This window comes from Sphingobium chlorophenolicum (assembly GCF_000722875.1).
Lineage (GTDB): Bacteria > Pseudomonadota > Alphaproteobacteria > Sphingomonadales > Sphingomonadaceae > Sphingobium > Sphingobium chlorophenolicum.
Map to the genome: position 1 here is coordinate 15,205 of NZ_JFHR01000048.1, position 21,103 is coordinate 36,307.

Below are 21,103 nucleotides of genomic sequence, written 5' to 3' on the forward strand. Positions count from 1 at the left end.
AGGTTGCGTTCGGGGGGCGGGGATTTTGGCGCGACCGGAGCATTTCCCCTCCACCGGCCTGCGGCCGTCGAAGAGAGGCACGTGACTCTCTTCGACCCTCCCCATCTTTGATGGGGAGGATTGTGTCAATCGCTTACGATTTTCAGCAGGCGGCGTTCGACCGGAGCAAGGATGTTTTGAAGGTCCGCGCCGCGCTTCAGGACATGGCCCGCGTCCCCGATCAGCGCCCACATGCCCTGGCGGTGGCGCAGGGAAGGCCGCTTTTCGATGCGGAATTCAGGCCGTTCGGCGGCGCGGCGAAAGGCGGAGAAGATCGCGGCTTCCCGCCCCATGTCTATCGCATAGTCGCGCCAGTGACCGGCGGCCACCATGCGGCCGTATAAATCCATGATCCGTTGAAGTTCGAGCCGGTCGAAGCCGGTTTGGCTGGCGCTGGCCCCCGATCCCTGGCCCGCTTGCGACGGAAACGGCGTCACATTGCTCATCAGGCGCGGCCACGCTCCTTCACCCTGGAAATATCGTCATCGGGCGCGCCGCCGCGTTCGGCGATCAGTTCCGCCAGACGTTTACGCAATTGCTCCACCTCGCCCTGGAGCTGCTCCAGCTTCTGCTTTTCGGGATCGAGCGAATCCGTGCGCGGCGTGCCGTAGGGCAGGAATTCGCGCTGATAGGCGGTCACGTCGACCAGCATGGCGCGGGCGGGGATGCCCACCATCGTCGCGCCTTCCTTCACGTCCCTGGTCACGACCGCATTGGCGCCGATCCGCGCGCGGGCGCCGACCCGCACCGGGCCCAGAACCTGCGCGCCGGAACCGACGATGACGCCGTCCTCCAGCGTGGGATGCCGCTTTCCGGCGATGCCGTTCGCGGGATCGGTGCCGCCCAGCGTCACATTCTGGTAAAGGGTGACATCGTCGCCGATTTCCGCCGTTTCCCCGATAACGGTGAAACCGTGATCGATGAAGAAGCGTTTGCCAATGCGGGCGCCGGGATGAATGTCGTTGCCAGTCAGGAAGCGCGAGAAATGGTTCACGGCGCGGGCCAGGAAATAAAGGCGGGCGCGATAGAGGCGATGGGCGACCCGATGAAAGGCCAGGGACCAGACGCCCGGATAGAGCAGGATTTCGGCACGGGAACGCGGAGCGGGATCACGGGACTTGACCGAGTCCAGATAGGCAATGAGTCTGCGCGGCATGGAACGCCCCTGATGAAACCGACCATCCGGTACATAAGCGCAAAAGGATGAATTTTCCAGATGGCGGGCTATTTCGGCTTCGCCCGATAAAACAGAAAGTTTCTTGGCGGCCCGTGATATACCAATCAAGGCGGTAGACAATCATAACAGGGATATTGAATGATCGACATCTTTATCGCCCATTTCGGCGAAATCCTGCCCTTCATTCTTATCGGTTTCGGCGCGCAGATGATCGACGGCGCTTTGGGCATGGCCTATGGCGTCATTTCCAGCACGCTGCTGCTGGCGCTGGGCGTGCCGCCCAGCCGCGCTTCGGCCAGCGTGCATGCGGCGGAAACCTTCACCACCGGCGTATCGGCGATCAGCCATATCATCCATCGCAACGTCGACTGGCGGCTGTTCGCCCGGCTGATCATTCCCGGCGTGATCGGCGGGGTGACGGGCGCCTATCTGCTGTCCCATGTCGACGGCGCGGTCATCAAACCCTTCGTGCAATTCTACCTGACGGCGATCGGCGTCTATCTGGTGTGGCGCGGTTTCCATTATCCGCCCCAGGCGCGCAATCCCAAATGGGTCGCCCCGCTGGGTCTGGTCGGCGGCTTCATGGACGCGACCGGCGGTGGCGGCTGGGGACCGGTGGTGACGTCGAACCTGCTGATCCAGGGGGCCAGTCCGCGGCACACCATCGGCACGGTGAACAGCGTCGAGTTCATTCTGACCCTTTCGATCAGCATCACCTTCCTGCTGCATCTGGGGTGGGAAACCTTCACCACCTATACGGTCGGGCTGCTGATCGGCGGCGTGATCGCCGCGCCGTTCGGCGCAATGCTGGCCCGGCATGTCTCGCCCCGTACGCTGTTCATCGCGGTGGGCTCCATCCTGACGCTGACGTCGCTGTTCGGCGTGGCCAAATGGCTTGGATATATCGGGTAAGCCACTTATATTGGCCTTTCCAATCGAGGAAGGCGATCAATGTCGAGCTACATGCCCACGCTCAAGCAGCTACAATATCTTGTGGCGTTGAAGGAGCATGGCCATTTCGGCAAGGCGGCGGACAGTTGTTTCGTCACCCAGTCGACCCTGTCGGCGGGCATTCGCGAACTGGAATCACTGATCGGCATCACGCTGGTCGAGCGGACGCGGCGGGTGGTGCGTTTCACGGCGCTGGGCGACCGCATAGTGGAAAAGGCGCATCGCGTGCTGCGCGAGGCGGAGGAGCTGGCTGCCATCGCGGAGGCTTCGGGCAAGCCGCTGACCGGCGAATTGCGCATGAGCGTCATCCCCACCATCGCGCCCTTCCTGCTGCCGCGCCTGCTGCCCAAATTGCGGGGCGAGCGGCCGGAACTGAAGCTGTACCTGCGGGAAGAGACGACGCAGGCGGCAATCGAATCGCTGCGCCACGGCAATGTGGATTGCGTGCTGCTGGCCCTGCCCTTTCCGACCGGGGAACTGGACAGCGAATTGCTGTTCCAGGACCGGCTCTATGTCGCCTTTCCCCGCGACGATCCCCGCGATCCGCCCGAATGGATCGCGCCGGAAATGATCGACGAGGCCAAGCTGCTGCTGCTGGAGGACGGGCATTGCCTGAAGGACCATGCGCTGGCGGCGTGCAACCGGCCGGAAATCCGGGCGAGCGCGATGATGATGGGCACGTCGCTGCATACGCTGGTGCAGATGGTCGACAATGGGCTGGGCATGACGATCATGCCGGAAATGGCGATCGCCAGCGGCCTGCTGGACCATACGGATATCACGGCGCGGCCGCTGCGGTCGGAACGGGCGCACCGCGACATCGCGCTGGTGTGGCGCAAGAACAGCCCGCGGGAGAAGGAATTCCGGCTGTTGGCGGAGCTGCTGCGCGATGCGGCCGATTTGCCGAAGGTCAGTGCGGCGGCTTAGGCCCGTTTAGATTGAAGCGCAACGTGCTCCTGCGAAGGCACTCGAACGAGACGAGTGGCTCGTGAGAGCCCAGATCGGACGTTGGATTGGGTTCCTGCCTACGCAGGAACACGGCGGATTTAACGCTTCCAGCTATCGGCTTTCGCGTCATCCTCGGCGCGGGCTTCGACCCATTGGGTGCGATCCGCGAAATATTCCTTCTTCCAGAAGGGCGCCTGCGATTTCAGCCAGTCCATGAGGAAGGCGCAAGCCTCCAGCGCGGCCGTGCGGTGGCGGGATGCGGTGCCCACGAAGACGATCCGCTCGCCCGGTTCCAACCGCCCGAAGCGATGGATCACCCGCACCCCAAGCAGGGGCCAGCGTTCGCTTGCCTCCGCGACGATGCGTTCGACCTGGGCAGTCGTCATCGCCGGATAATGCTCCAGTTCGAGCGCGATCAGCCCGCCATCCCCCCGGACGATGCCGGTGAAGCTGGCGACGCCGCCTCCCCCGCTGGCCTCCAGCGCGGCGAGTTCGGCCGCCGGATCGAAATCCCCAGCCTGGATGGAAACCCGGCTCATCCGCCCGTGACCGGAGGGAAGATCGCCAGCTCCTTCGCTTCGCCGATGGGGCTGTCCAGCGGCACGAAATGCTGGTCGAGCGCGGCGCGCAGCTTTTCCGGTTGGGCGAAAGCCTCCGCATAGCCGCCGCCACGCGCCGCCAGCGCTGCGATCAGGGCGCGGATGGTGACGTCGGCGGCCGGCCGTTCGATCCGTTCCTCATCATGGCCGACGGCTTCGCGGACCCAGGCGAAATAGACGAGGCTCAGCATCGTTCAGTCCATATGCCTGATGCCGACGCGCAGATAGTCCCAGCCGGTGACGAGCGTCAGGATCGCCGCCGCCCAGAGCGTTACGATGCCCACCAGTTGCACGAAGGGGAATTGCGGAACGGCGCCCGCGAGGATCAGCGCGCCGAGCGCGATCAACTGGAAGGTCGTCTTCCATTTGGCGAGGCGGGAAACCGGCACGGAAACCTGGAGGCCCGCGAGGAATTCGCGCAGGCCGGACACCGCGATCTCCCGCAGCAGGATGATCATCGCCGCCACGATATGCAGGCCGGAGATGTCGCGGGTCGCGGCCAGCATCAGGATGACCGCGCCGACCATGATCTTGTCGGCGATGGGATCGAGGAAGATGCCCAGTTTCGACACCGCGCCCTGCGCCCGCGCCAGATAGCCGTCGAAATAATCGGTGATCCCCATCAGGCAATAAAGCGCGAAGGCCAGCATATAGCCGGTGGTCCAGCGCGCACCGATTTCGGCGGGCCAAAGCAGGGCGACCAGCAAAGGCACGGTCAATATGCGCGAAAGCGTCAGCAAATTGGGCAGCGTCAGCATGGCGGCGGACTGCCACAGTCAGCGCCCATGCACAAGCGGGCGCGGCAGCCGAACGACGCGCCTGTCGCACGGGAGGGTTGGACAGACCGGTCATCTGTGGCTAGACCCCGCCACGCTCATCCACAGCGAAGAAGACCCCATCGCCCATGCAAGCCTCTCTCAGGCTCCTCAACAAGCGACGTTTTCTGCCGCTTTTCATCACCCAGCTCCTAGGCGCCTTCAACGACAATCTGTTCAAGAACGCGATGGTGCTGTTCGTCGTCTACAGCGTCTATAACGACGAAAAATCCGAAACCTGGTTCAGCGCGCTGGCGACCGGCGTGTTCATCCTGCCCTTCTTCCTGTTGTCCGCCCTGTCCGGGCAGTTGGCGGACCAGCGGGACAAGGCGGCCATCATCCGCATCGTCAAGGCCGCCGAAATCGTCATCATGGCCGTGGGCGCCGCCGGGCTGGCGCTGATCTGGAGCGGGGTCGCGGTCCACGCCCTGGCCATTCCGCTGCTGCTGGCCGCCCTGTTCGCCATGGGGGTGCATTCGACCTTCTTCGGGCCGATCAAATATGCGATCCTGCCCCAGCATCTGCATGATGAGGAGGTGTTGGGCGGAACCGGGCTGGTGGAGGCCGGAACCTATATCGCGATTCTGGCCGGGACCATATTGGCCGGGATCATCCCCGTGCAGGCCGCCGCCGCCGCCATCGTCCTGACCGCCGTGGCCGGCTGGCTGGCTGGCCGCGAAGTGCCCGCCGCGCCGTCCCTGCTGGAACGGCAGCCCATCGATTTCCACATCGTCCGATCCTCCATCGCGCTGGTGCGGGGAACGATGCACATCCGGCGGCTGTTCCTGGCCGTGATGGCGATCAGCTTCTTCTGGGCGGTGGGCACGGTGCTGTTCATCCAGTTCCCGCCGCTGGTCAAGAATGTGCTGAGCGCCGACAAATCGGTCGCCAGCCTGTTCCTGGGCATTTTTTCCGTCGGCATCGCCATCGGGTCGGTGGCGATCAACCGGCTGCTCTGCGGGCATGTGTCGGCCCGTTATGCGCCCGCTTCGGTGATCGGCATGGGGGTCAGCATCGTCGCCTTCCATATCGTGTGCGATCTGTGGATGGCGGGGTCGAACGGGAAGATGCTGTCGCTGACCGGATTCCTCGCCCACCCGCTGGCGATTCCGCTGTCGCTCTGCCTGCTTTGCGTCGCGACGTTCGGCGGGATGTTCGTGGTGCCGCTCTACGCCTTCCTCACCACCACGGTCGAAAAATGCGAGGCGGCGCGGACGGTCGCGGCGAACAATATCGTCAATTCCGGCGCGATGGTGATCGGGTCGCTGATCACCATCAGCCTGAGCATCGCGGGCGTGTCCGTGGTGAACCAGTTGCTGCTGGTGGCGGCGCTGTGCCTGCCCTGCGCGGGGATCGCCTGGACGCTGCACAAGGCATGCGATTGATAAGAAGCGATTAAAAGATAAAGCTGTAAAAGGCCGTGAAGAAGGCGCCGAAGCTCAGCATGAACAGTTTCCAGTCATTGTCGTCGGAAACCGGCGGGCGTTCGCGCGCGGGGCCCGGTTGGGCGACGCGCAGGACGTGGCGCGGCAACCGTTGGCGGAACGGATGGCGCGCCGACTCGCTCGTCAGGACTAGAGGTCTGCTTCTCATGACGCATAGGTTAAGAGATTCTTTACCTTTTGGAATATCGCGATTTAAGGTTAACCCCGGATTGTCCCGCGACGGGACATGCTTGACCGTATCAGGTAAATAACACAGCATGTCCGAAGCGATGAACGATCCCCTGCCGACTCCGGAGCCTGAAACCCCGCCGTCCCGCGCCTTCGGCGCCGGTCCGCCCAGCGCCTTCGCGCCGCCCAGGCCCTGGAAGCGTCGGGTGCAGATCGCCGGATGGGTGGTCGCGGCGCTGCTGGCGTTGCTGATGATCGTCATCGCCTGGCTGGCTGTGACGGCCCCCTTGTCCCGTTCCTTGAAGCCCATCGCGCCGCCCAGCATCAGCCTGATGTCGGCGGACAGCCATCTGATCGCCCGGCGCGGCGCGATCATCGACCGGCCCGTGACCGTCGCGGCGCTGCCCAAGCATGTGCCGCAGGCCTTCATGGCGATAGAGGACCAGCGATTCTACAGCCATTGGGGCGTGGACCCGCGGGGCATTGCGCGGGCGGCCTGGCATAACCTCTGGTCCAGCGGGTCGTCGCAGGGCGGCAGCACGATCACGCAGCAGCTTGCCAAGGGCGTGTTCCTGTCCGCCGACCGGACCTTTGGGCGCAAGGCGCGGGAGGCATTGATCGCCTTCTGGCTGGAGGCGTGGCTAACCAAGGACCAGATCATGGAGCGCTACCTCTCCAACGTCTATTTTGGCGACAATGTCTATGGGTTGCGGGCGGCGTCCCTTCATTATTTCAACCGGCAGCCTGAACGGCTGACCATCCCGCAGGCGGCGATGCTGGCCGGGCTGCTGAAAGCGCCTTCACGGCTGGCGCCCACCACCAATTTGAAGGGCGCGCAGGAACGCGCCGCGCTGGTCACGCAGGCGATGGTCGAGGCGGGTTACATCAGCAAGGCGCAGCGCAACGCCCTGCGCCCCGCCCGGCTGAACGTGCATGAAACGCCCGATCCGACCAGCGGCACTTATTTCGCCGACTGGGTGCTGCCCCAGGCCCGCGACCGGGCGGGCGCGGTCTATGGCGCGCAGAATGTGACGACCACGCTCGACTGGCGCATCCAGCGGCTGGCGGAGGCGGCCATCCGCCGCGCTCCGCTGGGCAAGGCGCAGGCGGCGCTGGTCGCGATGAAGCCCGACGGCAGTGTGGTCGCCATGGTCGGCGGCAAAAATTATCGCGAAAGCGCCTTCAACCGGGCGGTGCAGGCAAAGCGGCAGCCGGGATCGACCTTCAAGCTGTTCGTCTATCTAGCCGCCTTCCGGGCGGGGATGACGCCCGACGATTTCGTCGAGGACACGCCGATCACCACGGGCACTTATCGCCCGGCCAACCATGGCGGCAAATATCGCGGCAGGATCACCCTGCGCCAGGCCTTCGCCGCGTCCAGCAATGTCGCGGCGGTGCGGCTGACGCAGAAGGTGGGCGTCGACAATGTGATCAAGGTAGCCCGCGACCTGGGCGTCACCGCGCCGCTGACCGAGGATCTTAGCCTGGCGCTGGGCACGTCGGAAATCCCGCTGATCGAGTTGACGGAGGCCTATGCGGCAGTCGCGGCGGGCGCTTATCCGGTGCTGGCCCATGGCCTGCCGCCGGAAGAGCAGGGCTGGTTCGGCCGGCTGCTCAGCCGCCAGAAGCGCTTCAGCGACGACCATCTGGAGATGATCCGCGACCTGCTGTCCTCCGCCGCCAATCGCGGCACGGGGAGCGCGGCGGCGCTGCGCACCAGCACCTTCGGCAAGACTGGGACGACGCAGGACAGCCGCGACGCGATCTTCGTCGGCTATGCGGGCGGGCTGGTGACGGCTGTGTGGATCGGCAATGACGACAACAGCCCCCTGCCCGGCGGCGCGGCGGGCGGCGGCGTGCCTGCGCGGATCTGGCGCAATTTCATGGCGGGCGCGATTGACGAGCCGGTCGAGGATGCGCCGGAGGAGACGAAGGACAGCGATCTGGTCAACGCCATTGCCAATGTCGCGACGGACGCAGGGCTGGGCAATATGAGCGTCAGCCTGGATACGCAGGGGGTGACGGTGAATGTCGGCAATGGGCAGCAGCTTCGCCTGCCGGTCGACCAACCGCAAGGTCCGCCGCCGGGTGCGCCCGGACCGCAGCCCGCCGCTCCGCCGCCGCGCATCATCGTTCCGGCCGATCCGACGGCGGGCAATCCAAAGCCTTGATGGTGGTGGAGGGATTGCGTGCTCCTGCGAAGGCAGGAGCACGTTGTGCTTCGGGACATCAGCCCCTTCAAAAAAATGCCGGTATGCCCATCCGCCCTTTCTCATGGGCATATCCTGTCCTACATGGGTGGGAATGAGCGCCCCCCTTTATAATAAGGATATTTTGCGGCTGGCCGCGAACATTCCCCATCACAAGCGATTGTCCGACCCGCAGGCGAGCGTGGAAAAGCGTTCGCCCACTTGCGGATCGCGCGTGACGGCGGACGTCAGGATGGAAGCCGGGCGGATCGCGGAGATCGGGCTGGACGTGAAGGCCTGCGCGCTGGGTCAGGCCTCTGCTTCGCTGATGGCCGCGCGGGCGGTCGGCCTGACCGCCGATGAGCTGGCCGATGCGCGGGACCGGCTGACCGCCTATCTGGCGGGGGAAAGCGACGATCTGGATTTCTGGCCGGGACTGGCTGTACTGGCACCGGCGCGGGGCTATCCGGCGCGCCATGCGTCGATCAGGCTGGGCTTTGAGGCCATTGCCGAAGCAGCGCGCATGGCCGACGCCTGATGCCCGGGCGCCTGATGCAGGAACAGGCGGCGCAGGTCGCCGCTTCGCCGATTTCCGCGACCGACATATTGCTGTCCGAAGGCGTGATCCTGCTGGGCGCGGCGGTGCTGTTCGTCATGCTGTTCCGCCGTCTGGGACTGGGCGCGGTGCTGGGCTATCTGGTCGCGGGCGCGCTGGTCGGACCGCAGGGGTTGAGGCTGGTCGGCGGCGCGGAATCGAAGCTCGCCATTGCGGAGATCGGCATCGTCCTGCTGCTGTTCCTGGTCGGGCTGGAACTGCATCCGGCGCGGCTGTGGCGGTTGAAACGCGACATATTCGCGCTCGGCATGGCGCAGGTGGTGCTGTGCGGATGCGCGCTCACCGCGATCATCTTCTACACCACCGGTTTCACCTGGGGCGCGGCGATTGCGCTGGGGCTGCCGCTGGCGCTTTCCTCCACCGCGCAGGTCTTGCCAGGCCTGAAGAGCAGCGGCCGCATCAATTCGCCCTTTGGCGAGAAGGTGTTTTCGATCCTGCTGTTCCAGGATCTTTCAATCGTTCCGCTGATCACCATCGTCGCCGCCCTGTCGCGCAACCCCGCCGATGCGGGCGGGCCGCCGGGATGGATGATGGCGGGCTATACGGTGGCCGCCATCGCCGGGCTGGTGCTGGCGGGCCGCTTCGTGCTGCGGCCGCTGCTCTATCTGGTCGGGCGGCTGGGCGAGCGGGAATTGTTCGTCGTCGTCGGGCTGTTCACCGTGCTGGCGGCGGCGGCGTTGATGCATGCGCTGCACCTTTCTACCGCGCTAGGAGCCTTCGTCGCGGGGGTGATGTTGGCCGATTCGCCCTACCGGCATGAGATAGAGGCGGATGTCGAACCCTTCCGCTCGATCCTGCTCGGCCTCTTCTTCCTGGCGGTCGGCATGGTGCTGGACCTGCATGCGGTGGCGGCCAACCCCTTCTTCGTCATCGGCATGGCGGCGATATTGGTGCTGACCAAGGCGGGGCTGATCATGGGACTCGCCCGGCTGTTCGGCATGGAGCGGAATCAGGCCATCGGCGCCGGGCTGCTGCTGAGCCAGGGCGGTGAATTCGGCTTCGTCCTGTTCGCGCAGGCGCAGAACGCCCTGCTGATCGCGCCTCAGGCGGCCAGCCTGTTCAGCGCCATCGTCACCTTCTCCATGGCGACGACGCCCTTCCTGATGCTGTTCGCGCGCAGGCTGGAATTCGCCAAGCCCAAGGCGGGGGCGGACCTGCCCCGGCCCGAAGACGCGCCGCGCGGCACGGCGATCATCGTCGGCTACGGACGGTTCGGCCAGACCGTCGCGCAGATGCTGATGGGCCACGGGTTCGGCGTCGTGCTGATCGACAAGAAACCTTCGCAGATAGAGGTTTCCAGCCGGTTCGACATGAAGGTCTATTATGGCGACGGCACGCGGATCGACCTGCTGCGCGGCGCGGGCGCGGAGGAGGCGCGGCTGATCGCCTTCTGCATCGACGATCCCTCGCTCGACGGGCAGGCGCTGGAGCCGATTGCCGAAGCTTTCCCGCAGGCGGCGCTGGTGGTGCGCGCCTTCGACCGGCGGCAATTGCTGGCATTCAAGGACATGGACCTGGCGGGCATCGTGCGGGAAGTATTCGAATCCGCGATTCTCATGGGCGTGCAGGCGATGCAGGCGCTGGGCGTGCCGCAGGAGGAGATTGAGGAGGTCGAGCGCCAATATCGCCGGAATGACGAGCAGCGCATGGCGCTTCAGATCGAGCATGGCGATTTCATGGCGGCCAAGGAATTGATGTACCGGCCGGGCAGGCGCATGCGTCTGCTGGCGCGGGGCGAAGGGGAGGAAGAAGCATGATCGCGGTACTGGCGGCACTTTCGGCAGCTCTGGCGATTGCGGCGGGCGCCTTTGGCGCGCATGGCGCGGCCAGCCCGCAGGCGGCGGAATGGCTGCGCACCGGCGGCCTCTACCAGCTTGTCCATGCCGTGGCTGCGATCGCCATCATGGGCGTGGCGAAGGGCCCGGCGGCGCTGCAACTGGGCGGCGCTGCGATCTTCGCTTTCACCCTCTACGCCATGGCGTTGGGAGCGCCCAAATGGCTGGGCGCGGTGACGCCGATCGGCGGAATGCTGATGATCGCGGGCTGGATCTGGGCGGCGTGGATCTATTGGCGGGGCTGATCGCCGCCACTTGCCCCCGCCCTCACCCACGCCTAGATTGAATATATGGCCGATCACCACCACCACGACCATCATGAACCCGCAGGCGACAATCTGGCGGACGCAGCGCGCGCCACGCTGGAGGCGAGCCAGGAACAATGGACGCCCATGCGCGCCGCCATCTTCGACGCTCTGGCGGCGGAGGAAACGCCCGCATCGGCCTATGACATAGCCGATACCGTGTCGAAGGCGCGGGGCAAGCGTGTGGCGCCCAACAGCGTCTACCGCATCCTGGACCTGTTCGTGACCAACAATATCGCGATGCGGGTGGAAAGCGCCAATGCCTATATCGCCAACGTGCATCCGGGCTGCCATCACGACTGCATCTTCCTGGTGTGCAAGAATTGCAAACAGGCCACCCATGTCGACGACGACAAGGTGACGGACAAGGTCCGCGCCGTCGCCAGGGCGGAGGGTTTCCAGCCGGAACGCCCGGTCATCGAGATATTGGGCACCTGCGCCAAGTGCGCGCCGTGAAGCAGGCGTTGCGCTTCGGCGCGGAACGGCTTAGCGCGGTGGGGAGTCTATGTCTTATATGAACGATCGCCCCTCCACCCCGCTGCTAGACCAGGTCGTCTGGCCTGCGGACCTGCGCAAGATGCAACCCGAACAGCTTCGGCAACTGGCCGACGAGTTGCGGCAGGAAGTGATTTCCGCCGTGGGTGTGACGGGCGGCCATCTGGGGTCCGGGCTGGGCGTGGTGGAGCTGACCACGGCGATCCATTATGTGTTCGATACGCCCAACGACAAGCTGGTCTGGGATGTCGGCCATCAATGCTATCCGCACAAGATATTGACCGGGCGGCGGGACCGCATCCGCACCTTGCGTCAGGGCGGCGGGCTGAGCGGCTTCACCAAGCGGGCGGAGAGCGAATTCGACCCCTTCGGCGCGGCGCATAGCTCGACCTCGATCAGCGCGGCGCTGGGCTTTGCTGTGGCGAACAAGATGCAGGGTAAGCCGGGCAAGGGCATCGCCGTCATTGGCGACGGCTCCATGTCTGCGGGCATGGCCTATGAGGCGATGAACAATGCGCGGGAGGCCGGGAACCGGCTGATCGTGATCCTGAACGACAATGACATGTCCATCGCTCCGCCGGTCGGCGGGCTGTCGGCCTATCTGGCGCGGCTGGTGTCGAGCCGGGAGTTTCTGGGCCTGCGCGATCTGGCCAAGCGGCTGGCGCGGCGGCTGCCCCGCCCGCTCCACAATGCGGCGCGCAAGACCGACGAGTTCGCCCGCGGCATGGCGATGGGCGGGACTTTGTTCGAGGAACTGGGCTTCTACTATGTCGGGCCGATCGACGGGCATAATCTGGACCAGTTGATCCCGGTGCTGGAAAATGTGCGCGATGCGGCGGAGGGGCCGTGCCTGGTCCATGTCGTGACGCAGAAGGGCAAGGGCTATGCCCCGGCCGAGGCGGCGGCGGACAAATATCATGGCGTGCAGAAGTTCGACGTCATCACCGGCACGCAGGACAAGGCGCCTCCGGGACCGCCCAGCTATACCGGCGTGTTCGCCAAGGCGCTGATCGCGGAGGCGGAGCGCGATCCGGCGGTGTGCGCGATCACGGCGGCCATGCCTTCGGGGACGGGGCTGGACAAGTTCGGCGCGGCCTTTCCCGAGCGGACCTTCGATGTCGGCATTGCCGAGCAGCATGCCGTGACGTTCGCGGCGGGGCTGGCGGCGCAGGGGATGCGGCCATTCTGCGCGATCTATTCGACCTTCCTGCAGCGGGCCTATGATCAGGTCGTGCATGATGTGGCGATCCAGAATCTGCCGGTGCGCTTCGCCATCGACCGCGCCGGGCTGGTGGGGGCGGACGGTTCGACCCATGCGGGCAGCTTTGACGTCACCTATCTTTCCAGCCTGCCCAATTTCGTCGTCATGGCGGCCGCTGACGAAGCGGAACTGGTGCATATGGTGCATACCTGCGCGATGCATGACGACGGGCCGATTGCGGTGCGCTATCCGCGCGGCAATGGCGTGGGGATCGCCCTGCCGGAGACGCCGGAGCGGCTGGAGATCGGCAAGGGGCGGATCGTTCGGGAGGGGCGTCAGGTGGCGATCCTGTCGCTCGGTACCCGTTTGGAAGAGGCGTTGAAGGCGGCGGAGGTGCTGGAAGCCAAGGGGCTTTCGACCACCGTTGCGGACTTGCGTTTCGCCAAGCCGCTGGATGAGGCGATGATCCGCAGGCTGCTGACGACCCATGAGGTTGCCGTCACTATCGAGGAAGGGTCCATCGGCGGGCTGGGCGCGCATGTGCTGACGATGGCGAGCGATCAGGGGTTGATCGACAATGGTCTCAAGCTGCGGACCATGCGTCTGCCCGACATCTTCCAGGATCAGGACAAGCCGGAAAAACAATATGCCGATGCCCGGCTGGATGCGGAGGCTATCGTGGATACGGTGCTGACAGCGCTGCGCCATAACAGCGCAGGCATCGGGTCAGAAGCGCGGGCCTGATTAGCAACCGGAAGGTTGCATGAAATCCCTTAGGCGCGCATATTGGCAACCAGGAGGTTGCTGATATGACCGATTCCATCGTCAAAACCATCGAGATCGCTGCGCCCGTCGAGAAGGTTTGGGACGCGCTGATCGATCATGAGAAATTCGGAACATGGTTCCGCGTGGCGCTGGATCAGCCTTTTGCGGTGGGGCGGGCCTCGACAGGGCATATGACCTATCCAGGCTATGAGGATTATCGTTGGGAAGCGAGGGTCGTCGCCATCGAGCCGATGACGCGCTTTGCCTTTGAATGGCCGGCGACCGGGGGCGATAAGGAATTGATGGAAAGCGGCGTGGCGGTGCCGGAATGGACGCTGGTGGAGTTTGTGCTGGAGCCGATGGGGAACGGCACGCGGCTGACCGTCACGGAGAGCGGGTTCGACAAGGTGCCGGAACCCCGGCGCAGCAATGTCATGCGCGACAATGACGGCGGCTGGGCCGAACAGGTGAAGAATATCCGCGATTATGTCGAGGGTTGAAAATGGCTCCGCTGCCCGGCTGTTTGCGGCCTTGGGCGACACGACGCGGCTGGGGTTGATCGAGCGGCTTTCCCAGCGCGGGGAGCGGTCCATCGTGCAATTGGGCGATGGATTGCCGATCAGCCGTCAGGCGGTGGCGAAGCATCTGGACGTGCTGCTGGGCGCCGGGCTGGTGCGGCGGACAAAGAGCGGGCGGGAGGTGCTGTTTGCCTTGCAGCCTGAGGTTTTTGCGGAGGCCAGCGACTGGCTCAGCAAAGTGGGAAGCCAGTGGGAGGGGACTTTGGGCCGGTTCAGGGACTTTGTCGAGAACCAGCCCTAAGCCGCTATTTTACTGCGGGGTGGAGGCGCGGGCGTCCTGGCCGTCGCCTTCCGGGGCGGCGATGATGTCGCGTGTGGTAGCGCCCTTCTCCACGACTTCGGTGCCGGGGTCGCCCGCCGAGGAGCGGATGCCCGCGGCGGCATTGGCGCGGCCGGCGGCGCTCAGCGTACCAGTTTCGGCGGCGCTGCGGGCGGCGGGGCCGCCGAACATCGCCTCCATCGCGGCCTTGCTGGAATCCACCTGCGCGGCGGCCGGGGTGCCCGGAGCGGGCGGGACCAGCGCGAAGTCGGGCGGAATCACCAGCGGAGCCTGACGCGACACGGCGAACTCATCGGGGCGGTCGCGGTTGAACAGGCCGCCACCGCCGCCGCAGGCGGACAGCATGGAAATCAGGCCAGCGGCGAGGATCAATTTACGCATCAGTTCAGTGACTCCGTCTTTGCGCCCTTCTCGCGCAGCAGAAGCGCCCGCGCAAGCAGGATCAGCACGCCGAAAGTGATGGCCGCATCGGCCAGGTTGAAAATCAGGAAAGGCCGCCATTCGCCGAAATGCAGGTCGGCATAGTCGACCACAAAACCCAGCCGCACGCGGTCGATGATGTTGCCGATCGCGCCGCCCAGCACCAGGCCGAGCGCCGCGACATCCTGCCGCGCCTTTTCGCGCCACATCCAGACGCCCACGAATCCCGCGATCAACATGGTCATGCCGACCAATATCCAGCGCATCACATCGGTTTCGGCGTGGAAGAAGCCCATGGAAACCCCCCGATTTTCCAACCAGCGCAGGCGGAAGATCGGCAGGATTTCAATGCCGTCGTCCATCCGGCTTTTCAGGGCCAGCGGATAGGTGACGGTATATTTGACGAGCTGGTCGAGCGCGAGCGTGACGGTCGCGACGATCAGGCCCAGGGGGCGGTGGTTGACGGGATTTGGCATCAATATGTGTTCAACCTGCGAATTTTAGCGCACCGTGCTCCTGCGAAGGCAGGAGTCCAGTTCGGCCTCTGGACTAGGCCCCTGCCTTCGCAGGAGCACGTACCGCTTGGCAAGAGTTTATGCGCCCAGCACCTCGTCGCAGCGGTCGCAGAGGGCGCCGTCCTCTTCCACTTCCGGCAGCAGGCGCCAACAGCGGCCGCATTTGTGCCAGTCGCTGGGCTTGACCGAGATGCCTTCGCCCTTACCCGTTTCGATGCGGGCGACGATGGCGATTTCGGCGAAGTTCACACCGTCGCTGGGAACCTGCTCGCCCATGGTGACGTCGGCCTCCAGGCTGGAACGGATGGTCTTTTCGCGGCGGAGGGGTTCGATGGCTTCGTTGACCTGATCGCGCTGGTTGCGGATCGCGGTCCATTTGGCGTCGAGGGCTTCATTTGCCCAGGATGCGTCGACTTCCGGCCATTCCAGGAAATGAACGCTTTCTTCCAGGTTTGCGAAGCGACTTTGCCACACTTCCTCAGCGGTAAAGGGGATGATTGGCGCGGCGTAGCGGACCAGGGCGTGGAACAGCGTATCGAGGACAGTGCGATAGGCGCGGCGCTTGGGGTCCAACTTCGCGTCGCAATAGAGGCAGTCCTTGCGGATGTCGAAGAAGAAGGCCGACAGGTCGCTGTTGACGAAGTCGAACAGGGCGCGGGTGTAGCGGCTGAATTCCAGCCAATTCTCGCTGCCCGCCGCCTTGTCGACCACGCCCTTGAGGTCCGCGTCGAGCCTGGCGAGCAGGTGGAGCATGTAGCGCTCCAGTTCCGGCATTTCGCTTACGGGAAGCTTTTCCTCTTCGGAGAAGTCGGAAAGAGCGCCAAGCAAGTAACGGAAACTGTTGCGGAGTTTGCGATAGGCGTCGGACGAACCGGCCAGCACTTCCTTGCCGATGCGGACATCGTCGAAATAATCGGTGCTGGCGACCCAGACGCGCAGGATGTCGGAGCCGCTTTCGGCAATGACCTTGAGCGGGTCGACCACATTGCCGAGGCTCTTCGACATTTTGCGGCCTTGCCCGTCCAGCGCGAAGCCGTGGGTGAGGACGGCGTCATAGGGCGCGCGGCCGCGGGTGCCGCTGGATTCCAGCAGGGAGGATTGGAACCAGCCGCGATGCTGGTCGGAGCCTTCGAGATAGAGGTCGGCGCGGGCGTCCGGGCCATAGCGGCCCTCCACGACGAAGCTGTGGGTGGAGCCGCTATCGAACCAGACGTCGAGAATGTCGTTCACCACCTCATAGTCGTTGAGGTCGTAATCCGGGCCGAGCAGCGCTTGGTGGTCGGCGCCGAACCATGCGTCGGCGCCTGCGCCCTTGAACGCTTCGATGATGCGGGCATTGACTGCTTTATCAACGAGATATTCGCCGGTCTTGCGATGCACGTAGAGAGCGATGGGGACGCCCCAGGCGCGCTGGCGGCTGATCACCCAGTCGGGGCGGCCCTCCACCATCGAGCGGATGCGGTTGATCGAGCGTTCGGGCACCCATCTTGTATGCTCTATGCTGTTCAGGGCGAGGTCGCGCAGGGTGGCGGCGTTGCCCTGCGGCTTCTCGACTTCGCTCGAAGCGAACGGCTGTTGTGATGCGGAGGAAGGCTGGTCCATCGGGATGAACCATTGGGGGGTGCAGCGGAAGATGATCTTCGCCTTGGAGCGCCAGCTATGGGGGTAGCTGTGCTTGAAGTCGTCGGAGGCCGCCAGAAGCCCCCCTGCTTCGCGCAGATCGGTGCAGATCGGGCCGTCCTTGCTGACGAATTTGGGGTTGATGACCGATCCCTGACCGCCGAGCCAGAGCCAGTCCTCGCGATATTTGCCGTCATTTTCGACGGCGAAGACCGGGTTGATGCCGTTCGCCTTGCAGAGCGCGAAGTCGTCCTCGCCATGGTCGGGGGCCATGTGGACAAGGCCGGTGCCCGCGTCGGTGGTGACGAAATCGCCCGCGAGGAACGGGCGGGGCTTGGCGAAGAAGCCGCCGAGATGGTGCATCGGGTGGCGGGCGACGGCTCCGGCGAGGTCGGCGCCTTTGCCGCGCCAGAGGATGGTTGCCTCGGGCGTTGCGTTGGAGGTGACGTCGGGAGATGGATTCCCGCCTTCGCGGGAATGACGGAGAAGGACGGAGGGGACGAGGGCTTCGGCCAGCAGGAGTTTGCGGCCATTGCTTTCCACGAGGACATAATCGACTTCGGGCCCATAGGCCAAAGCCTGATTGACCGGGATCGTCCACGGGGTCGTCGTCCAGATCACCGCATGGGCGCCGACCAGTTCCGGCGCGTTCGGCGCTTCGACAATCTCGAACGCCACGTCGATCTGGGTCGAGACGATGTCCTCATATTCGACCTCCGCCTCGGCCAGCGCGGTCTTTTCGACCGGGGACCACATGACGGGCTTCGCGCCGCGATAAAGCTGGCCGCTTTCCGCGAATTTCAGCAGTTCGCCGACGATGGTGGCTTCGGCGTCGAACTTCATGGTGAGATAGGGATCGTCCCAGTCGCCCATGACGCCAAGGCGCTTGAACTGTTCCTTCTGCACGCCGACCCACTTGTCCGCATAGGCGCGGCACTGGGCGCGGAATTCGGACGCGGGGACTTCGTCCTTATTCTGCTTCTTCTTGCGATATTCCTCCTCGATCTTCCATTCGATGGGGAGGCCGTGGCAGTCCCAGCCGGGGACATAGGGCGCGTCCTTGCCCAGCAATGACTGGCTGCGGACGATGATGTCCTTCAGCACCTTGTTCATCGCATGGCCCATATGGATGTCGCCATTGGCGTAGGGCGGGCCGTCGTGGAGGATGAAGCGTTCCCGGCCCTTCCGCCGTTCGCGCAGTTGGCCGTAGAGGTCCATCGCTTCCCAGTGCGCGAGGATCGCCGGTTCCTTCTGCGCGAGGCCCGCCTTCATCGGGAAGTCGGTGACGGGAAGGAAGACGGTGGCTTTATAGTCGGGTGCGTCGGTCATGGGTATCCAGAACAACCAAAAATCCGTCGCCCTGCGCTTGTCCAAGGGCCGCTCTTCCTTTCGAAAGAAAGGAAAGGGGTTTCGACAGGCTCAGGGCGAACGGGTGAGAAAAACGTGCCCGGTGCCCTACGCGAGGTGGGGCGTTCCCGCAAGGATTTGCCGCGCATCGTCGCAGTCCTTCGCGATGGCGGCCATCAGGGCGTCGAGGCCGTCCAGCTTCGCTTCGGGGCGGAGGAAGTGGATGAGTTGAACCTCTATCCGCTGGTCGTAGAGGCTTTCGGCGAAGTCGAAGAAATGCGGTTCCAGCAATTCCTTCGGCGGGTCGAAGGTGGGGCGAATGCCGAGATTGGCGGCGCCGTCCAGCACCCGGCCGTCGGGCAGCAGGGCGCGCACGGCATAAATGCCGTAGGCCGGGCGCAGATAATGGCCCATGTCGACATTGGCGGTGGGGAAACCGATGGTGCGGCCCAGCTTGTCGCCGTGCTGGACGATGCCCTCTATGGTGAAGGGGCGGGTCAGCAGGCGGGTGGCGGTGGCGCAGTCGCCGGATTTGAGCGCTTCGCGGATGCGGGTGGAGGAGATGATCTCTCCGTCCTGTCCGGTGATGGGGGCGACGGCCTGCGCCGTCAGGCCCAGGGGCGCGCCGAGTTGCTTCAGCGTGTCGATGGAACCGGCGCGGTCCTTGCCGAAGGTGAAATCCTCCCCTGTCACCACGCCCGCCACGCCCCATTGGGCCAGCAGGTCGACGAAGGCCTGCGGGTCGAGCGCGGCCAGTTCGCGGGTGAAATCGAACACCAGCATCGCGTCGGCCCCTGCCCTGTCGAACAGGCGTTCGCGCTGGTCGAGCGTGGTCAGGCGGAACCAGGGCGTGTCCGGGCGGAACAGCCGCATCGGATGCGGATCGAAGGTGGCGATGATGGCGGGGCGACCCTGGGCGCGGGCAAGCGCGATGGCGCGGCGAGCCACGGCCTGGTGCCCGGCGTGAAATCCGTCGAAATTCCCCAGCGCCATGATGCTGCCGCGCAGATGGGCGGGCATCGGGGCGCTGCTGTGCAGCCGCTCCATGAGGCGCGCTATAGGGGGGTGTCAGGCCGCTGGCAATGCGCGGTCGTGCGGTGGAGGGTGACGAAGCTGTAGGCGGGGCGGCCATTTTCCGCCGGATGGTCTTCGCGGGCGACCTCCTGCCAGTCTGCGGGATCGGGATAGGGGATGTGGGTGTCGCCTTCCGTGTCGATATGGACTTCGGTGAGTTCGATGCGGTGCGCGAGGGGGAGGAAGAGTTTCGTGATCTCCGCGCCGCCGATGACGGCGATGGTGGGCGCGGCGGCCTTTGCGATGGCGGCCTGCACCGTGGCGACGGGTTCGGCGCCCTCCCCTGTCCATGCCGTGTCGCGGGTGAGGACGATGTGGCGGCGGCCGGGGAGCAGGCCGGGCAGGCTGTCGAAGGTCTTGCGGCCCATGACCATCGGGTGGCCCAGGGTGAGCGCCTTGAAATGTTTGAGGTCGGCGGGGAGGCGCCAGGGCAGGTCGCCATCCTTGCCGATCACGCCATTGTCGGCGCGGGCCAGGATGATGAGGATTTCGGGGGTATTTGTCATGATGCCTGCTTGGCGCCTTTCAGGCCAAGCCCTTCATTCCCCCTCAAGAAAGAAAAGCCCCCTTCGACTGCCTGCCTGCGGCAGTCGCTCAGGACAGGCTTCGACAAGCTCAGGGCGAACGGGGTGGGGTTGTGGCTCATCGCGTCAGAGGGTCAGTCGGGTGACATGGCCCATTTTGCGACCGGGACGGGCTTCGTGCTTGCCGTAGAGGTGGAGATGGTTGGCCGGGTCGGACAGGATTTGCAGCCAGTCATTGGCCTGTTCGCCGATGAGGTTGCGCATCTCCACCTTCGCGGCGGCAAGGCCGGTGTCGCCCAGCGGCAGGCCGCAAATGGCGCGGACATGGTTTTCGAACTGGCTGGTGAGCGCGCCTTCGATGGTCCAGTGGCCGCTATTGTGGACGCGGGGGGCCATTTCGTTGAAGACCGGGCCGTCGGCGCTGGCGAAGAACTCCAGTGTCAGGACACCGACATAGTCGAGGGCGTCGGCGACCTTCGACGCGAGGGCGCGGGCTTCGGGGAGTTGGCCTTCGATCAAGGAGCCTGCGGGGACGGTGGAGGTGTCGAGAATGCCGTCCGTATGGACATTGGCGGCGGAGTCCCAGAAGCGGATCTGGCCGTCCGCGCCGCGCACGAGGATGACGGAGAATTCCTGCGCGAAGGTGACGAAGCCTTCCAATATGGCGCTCTGGCGCTGAATCGCGTTCCATGCGCCGACCGCATCGCCGGGGTCGGAGAGACGCGCCTGCCCCTTGCCGTCATAGCCCATGCGGTTGGTTTTCAGGATCGCCCGGCTGCCGATCCGGTCGATGGCTTCTTCCAGATCGTCGAGGCTTTCGACCGGGGCGAAGGGGGCGGTCAGGCCGCCGAGGTCGCAGACGAAGCGCTTTTCGGCGAGGCGGTCCTGGGCCACGCGGAGGGCCTGCGCGCCGGGGCGGACGAGGCCGTGGGTGGCGAGGACTTCGACGGCCGAAGGGTCGATATTCTCGAATTCATAGGTGACGACGGCCACGCTGTCCGCGAAGGCCGCTAGGGCGTCGGCATCCTCATAGGCGCCTTGGGTCCAGCGGGGGGAGACGTCGGCGGCGGGGCCGCTCGATTCCGGGGCGTAGATGTGGGTGCGATAGCCAAGCTGCGCGGCGGCGATGGCGATCATGCGGCCGAGCTGGCCGCCGCCGAGTATGCCGATGGTGGAGCCGGGCGGGATCGTCGTCAT

23 protein-coding genes are annotated in these 21,103 nt (G+C 65.0%); 11 read left to right on the top strand and 12 right to left on the bottom strand.

From position 1 onward, the window contains the following. Nucleotides 1-125: 125 nt before the first annotated feature. The gene (locus BV95_RS17195; RefSeq protein ID WP_037454800.1) at nt 126-485 is read right to left on the bottom strand and encodes a DUF2794 domain-containing protein; all 360 of its coding nucleotides are present in this window, start codon (nt 483-485) and stop codon (nt 126-128) included. Then, a complete protein-coding gene (gene epsC, locus BV95_RS17200; RefSeq protein ID WP_037454803.1) occupies nt 485-1,195 on the bottom strand; it encodes a serine O-acetyltransferase EpsC in 711 nt (236 codons plus the stop codon). The genes BV95_RS17195 and epsC overlap by 1 nt, the downstream gene beginning before the upstream one ends. A gap of 159 nt (nt 1,196-1,354) precedes the next feature. Here epsC and BV95_RS17205 point away from each other — a divergent pair, with 159 nt between their 5' ends. After that, the gene (locus BV95_RS17205) at nt 1,355-2,128 is read left to right on the top strand and encodes a sulfite exporter TauE/SafE family protein (RefSeq protein WP_037454806.1); all 774 of its coding nucleotides are present in this window, start codon (nt 1,355-1,357) and stop codon (nt 2,126-2,128) included. 39 nt (nt 2,129-2,167) lie between these two features. Further along, nucleotides 2,168-3,094 carry a hydrogen peroxide-inducible genes activator gene (locus tag BV95_RS17210; protein ID WP_037454809.1) on the top strand — a complete coding sequence of 309 codons (927 nt, stop codon included), beginning with the start codon at nt 2,168-2,170 and terminating at the stop codon, nt 3,092-3,094. Nucleotides 3,095-3,213: 119 nt separating this feature from the next. On the opposite strand, the gene BV95_RS17215 is transcribed toward BV95_RS17210, so the two are convergent. The 3 genes from BV95_RS17215 to pgsA are packed head-to-tail and all read right to left on the bottom strand — an operon-like array spanning nt 3,214 to nt 4,472. Next, nucleotides 3,214-3,654 (bottom strand): molybdenum cofactor biosynthesis protein MoaE, encoded by a 441-nt coding sequence (locus tag BV95_RS17215; protein WP_037454812.1) that lies wholly within the window; start codon nt 3,652-3,654, stop codon nt 3,214-3,216. Continuing rightward, nucleotides 3,651-3,905, bottom strand: coding sequence for a MoaD/ThiS family protein (locus BV95_RS17220; RefSeq protein ID WP_037454815.1), 255 nt, complete (start codon nt 3,903-3,905; stop codon nt 3,651-3,653). The genes BV95_RS17215 and BV95_RS17220 overlap by 4 nt, the downstream gene beginning before the upstream one ends. 3 nt (nt 3,906-3,908) lie before the next feature. Then, nucleotides 3,909-4,472 carry a CDP-diacylglycerol--glycerol-3-phosphate 3-phosphatidyltransferase gene (gene pgsA / locus BV95_RS17225; RefSeq protein WP_037454818.1) on the bottom strand — a complete coding sequence of 188 codons (564 nt, stop codon included), beginning with the start codon at nt 4,470-4,472 and terminating at the stop codon, nt 3,909-3,911. A gap of 146 nt (nt 4,473-4,618) precedes the next feature. Here pgsA and BV95_RS17230 point away from each other — a divergent pair, with 146 nt between their 5' ends. After that, a complete protein-coding gene (locus BV95_RS17230) occupies nt 4,619-5,914 on the top strand; it encodes an MFS transporter (RefSeq protein ID WP_037454821.1) in 1,296 nt (431 codons plus the stop codon). 10 nt (nt 5,915-5,924) lie between these two features. On the opposite strand, the gene BV95_RS24990 is transcribed toward BV95_RS17230, so the two are convergent. Continuing rightward, on the bottom strand, nt 5,925-6,404 hold the full coding sequence (locus tag BV95_RS24990) for a hypothetical protein (protein ID WP_457920852.1): 480 nt from the start codon (nt 6,402-6,404) through the stop codon (nt 5,925-5,927). Here BV95_RS24990 and BV95_RS17240 point away from each other — a divergent pair. The 8 genes from BV95_RS17240 (at nt 6,349) to BV95_RS17275 (ending at nt 14,367) form a co-directional block, all read left to right on the top strand. After that, nucleotides 6,349-8,313: a transglycosylase domain-containing protein gene (locus BV95_RS17240; RefSeq protein WP_081873417.1), complete on the top strand. Its 1,965-nt coding sequence runs from the start codon at nt 6,349-6,351 to the stop codon at nt 8,311-8,313. The genes BV95_RS24990 and BV95_RS17240 overlap by 56 nt on opposite strands. A gap of 133 nt (nt 8,314-8,446) precedes the next feature. Beyond that, complete coding sequence (locus BV95_RS17245; RefSeq protein WP_037454828.1) at nt 8,447-8,869, top strand: iron-sulfur cluster assembly scaffold protein; 423 nt, start codon at nt 8,447-8,449, stop codon at nt 8,867-8,869. A 14-nt stretch (nt 8,870-8,883) separates the two neighbouring features. Next, nucleotides 8,884-10,704, top strand: coding sequence for a monovalent cation:proton antiporter-2 (CPA2) family protein (locus BV95_RS17250; protein WP_037454882.1), 1,821 nt, complete (start codon nt 8,884-8,886; stop codon nt 10,702-10,704). Then, nucleotides 10,701-11,027 carry a DUF423 domain-containing protein gene (locus BV95_RS17255; protein WP_037454831.1) on the top strand — a complete coding sequence of 109 codons (327 nt, stop codon included), beginning with the start codon at nt 10,701-10,703 and terminating at the stop codon, nt 11,025-11,027. Before BV95_RS17250 ends, BV95_RS17255 begins: the two co-directional genes overlap by 4 nt. Before the next feature lie 45 nt (nt 11,028-11,072). Further along, entirely contained in the window at nt 11,073-11,543 is a 471-nt protein-coding gene (locus BV95_RS17260; protein WP_037454834.1) for a Fur family transcriptional regulator, read from the top strand. 49 nt (nt 11,544-11,592) lie between these two features. Next, a complete protein-coding gene (gene dxs, locus BV95_RS17265) occupies nt 11,593-13,527 on the top strand; it encodes a 1-deoxy-D-xylulose-5-phosphate synthase (RefSeq protein ID WP_202901572.1) in 1,935 nt (644 codons plus the stop codon). A gap of 65 nt (nt 13,528-13,592) precedes the next feature. Further along, nucleotides 13,593-14,048 carry an SRPBCC family protein gene (locus BV95_RS17270; protein WP_037454837.1) on the top strand — a complete coding sequence of 152 codons (456 nt, stop codon included), beginning with the start codon at nt 13,593-13,595 and terminating at the stop codon, nt 14,046-14,048. Then, on the top strand, nt 14,035-14,367 hold the full coding sequence (locus tag BV95_RS17275; protein ID WP_037454840.1) for an ArsR/SmtB family transcription factor: 333 nt from the start codon (nt 14,035-14,037) through the stop codon (nt 14,365-14,367). The genes BV95_RS17270 and BV95_RS17275 overlap by 14 nt, the downstream gene beginning before the upstream one ends. A gap of 9 nt (nt 14,368-14,376) precedes the next feature. Here the strand turns inward: BV95_RS17275 and BV95_RS17280 are convergent, their stop codons facing one another. The 6 genes from BV95_RS17280 to BV95_RS17305 form a co-directional block, all read right to left on the bottom strand. Continuing rightward, the gene (locus tag BV95_RS17280; protein ID WP_013847079.1) at nt 14,377-14,787 is read right to left on the bottom strand and encodes a DUF3035 domain-containing protein; all 411 of its coding nucleotides are present in this window, start codon (nt 14,785-14,787) and stop codon (nt 14,377-14,379) included. Further along, nucleotides 14,787-15,302, bottom strand: coding sequence for a signal peptidase II (gene lspA, locus BV95_RS17285; protein WP_037454843.1), 516 nt, complete (start codon nt 15,300-15,302; stop codon nt 14,787-14,789). Before lspA ends, BV95_RS17280 begins: the two co-directional genes overlap by 1 nt. 117 nt (nt 15,303-15,419) lie before the next feature. Beyond that, entirely contained in the window at nt 15,420-18,290 is a 2,871-nt protein-coding gene (gene ileS / locus BV95_RS17290; RefSeq protein ID WP_037454885.1) for an isoleucine--tRNA ligase, read from the bottom strand. A 126-nt stretch (nt 18,291-18,416) separates the two neighbouring features. Further along, on the bottom strand, nt 18,417-19,355 hold the full coding sequence (locus BV95_RS17295) for a bifunctional riboflavin kinase/FAD synthetase (protein WP_037454846.1): 939 nt from the start codon (nt 19,353-19,355) through the stop codon (nt 18,417-18,419). Nucleotides 19,356-19,363: 8 nt separating this feature from the next. Then, on the bottom strand, nt 19,364-19,888 hold the full coding sequence (locus BV95_RS17300; protein WP_037454848.1) for a dihydrofolate reductase: 525 nt from the start codon (nt 19,886-19,888) through the stop codon (nt 19,364-19,366). 144 nt (nt 19,889-20,032) lie between these two features. Beyond that, nucleotides 20,033-21,103, bottom strand: a complete 1,071-nt coding sequence (locus tag BV95_RS17305; RefSeq protein WP_037454851.1) for a 5-(carboxyamino)imidazole ribonucleotide synthase — start codon at nt 21,101-21,103, stop codon at nt 20,033-20,035.

Bases quoted from the DNA above. Each gene is read 5' to 3' on its own strand.
- BV95_RS17210 (WP_037454809.1), top strand. From the start codon at position 2,168: ATGTCGAGCTACATGCCCACGCTCAAGCAGCTACAATATCTTGTGGCG.
- BV95_RS17255 (WP_037454831.1), top strand. From the start codon at position 10,701: ATGATCGCGGTACTGGCGGCACTTTCGGCAGCTCTGGCGATTGCGGCG.
- BV95_RS17275 (WP_037454840.1), top strand. From the start codon at position 14,035: ATGTCGAGGGTTGAAAATGGCTCCGCTGCCCGGCTGTTTGCGGCCTTG.
- BV95_RS17260 (WP_037454834.1), top strand. From the start codon at position 11,073: ATGGCCGATCACCACCACCACGACCATCATGAACCCGCAGGCGACAAT.
- lspA (WP_037454843.1), bottom strand. From the start codon at position 15,302: ATGCCAAATCCCGTCAACCACCGCCCCCTGGGCCTGATCGTCGCGACC.
- dxs (WP_202901572.1), top strand. From the start codon at position 11,593: ATGTCTTATATGAACGATCGCCCCTCCACCCCGCTGCTAGACCAGGTC.
- BV95_RS17305 (WP_037454851.1), bottom strand. From the start codon at position 21,103: ATGACGACGATCCCGCCCGGCTCCACCATCGGCATACTCGGCGGCGGC.
- BV95_RS17295 (WP_037454846.1), bottom strand. From the start codon at position 19,355: ATGGAGCGGCTGCACAGCAGCGCCCCGATGCCCGCCCATCTGCGCGGC.
- BV95_RS17220 (WP_037454815.1), bottom strand. From the start codon at position 3,905: ATGCTGAGCCTCGTCTATTTCGCCTGGGTCCGCGAAGCCGTCGGCCAT.
- BV95_RS17280 (WP_013847079.1), bottom strand. From the start codon at position 14,787: ATGCGTAAATTGATCCTCGCCGCTGGCCTGATTTCCATGCTGTCCGCC.
- BV95_RS17195 (WP_037454800.1), bottom strand. From the start codon at position 485: ATGAGCAATGTGACGCCGTTTCCGTCGCAAGCGGGCCAGGGATCGGGG.
- BV95_RS17215 (WP_037454812.1), bottom strand. From the start codon at position 3,654: ATGAGCCGGGTTTCCATCCAGGCTGGGGATTTCGATCCGGCGGCCGAA.
- BV95_RS17230 (WP_037454821.1), top strand. From the start codon at position 4,619: ATGCAAGCCTCTCTCAGGCTCCTCAACAAGCGACGTTTTCTGCCGCTT.
- BV95_RS17300 (WP_037454848.1), bottom strand. From the start codon at position 19,888: ATGACAAATACCCCCGAAATCCTCATCATCCTGGCCCGCGCCGACAAT.
- BV95_RS17245 (WP_037454828.1), top strand. From the start codon at position 8,447: ATGAGCGCCCCCCTTTATAATAAGGATATTTTGCGGCTGGCCGCGAAC.
- BV95_RS17250 (WP_037454882.1), top strand. From the start codon at position 8,884: ATGCAGGAACAGGCGGCGCAGGTCGCCGCTTCGCCGATTTCCGCGACC.
- BV95_RS17270 (WP_037454837.1), top strand. From the start codon at position 13,593: ATGACCGATTCCATCGTCAAAACCATCGAGATCGCTGCGCCCGTCGAG.
- BV95_RS17205 (WP_037454806.1), top strand. From the start codon at position 1,355: ATGATCGACATCTTTATCGCCCATTTCGGCGAAATCCTGCCCTTCATT.
- BV95_RS24990 (WP_457920852.1), bottom strand. From the start codon at position 6,404: ATGACGATCATCAGCAACGCCAGCAGCGCCGCGACCACCCATCCGGCG.
- ileS (WP_037454885.1), bottom strand. From the start codon at position 18,290: ATGACCGACGCACCCGACTATAAAGCCACCGTCTTCCTTCCCGTCACC.
- epsC (WP_037454803.1), bottom strand. From the start codon at position 1,195: ATGCCGCGCAGACTCATTGCCTATCTGGACTCGGTCAAGTCCCGTGAT.
- pgsA (WP_037454818.1), bottom strand. From the start codon at position 4,472: ATGCTGACGCTGCCCAATTTGCTGACGCTTTCGCGCATATTGACCGTG.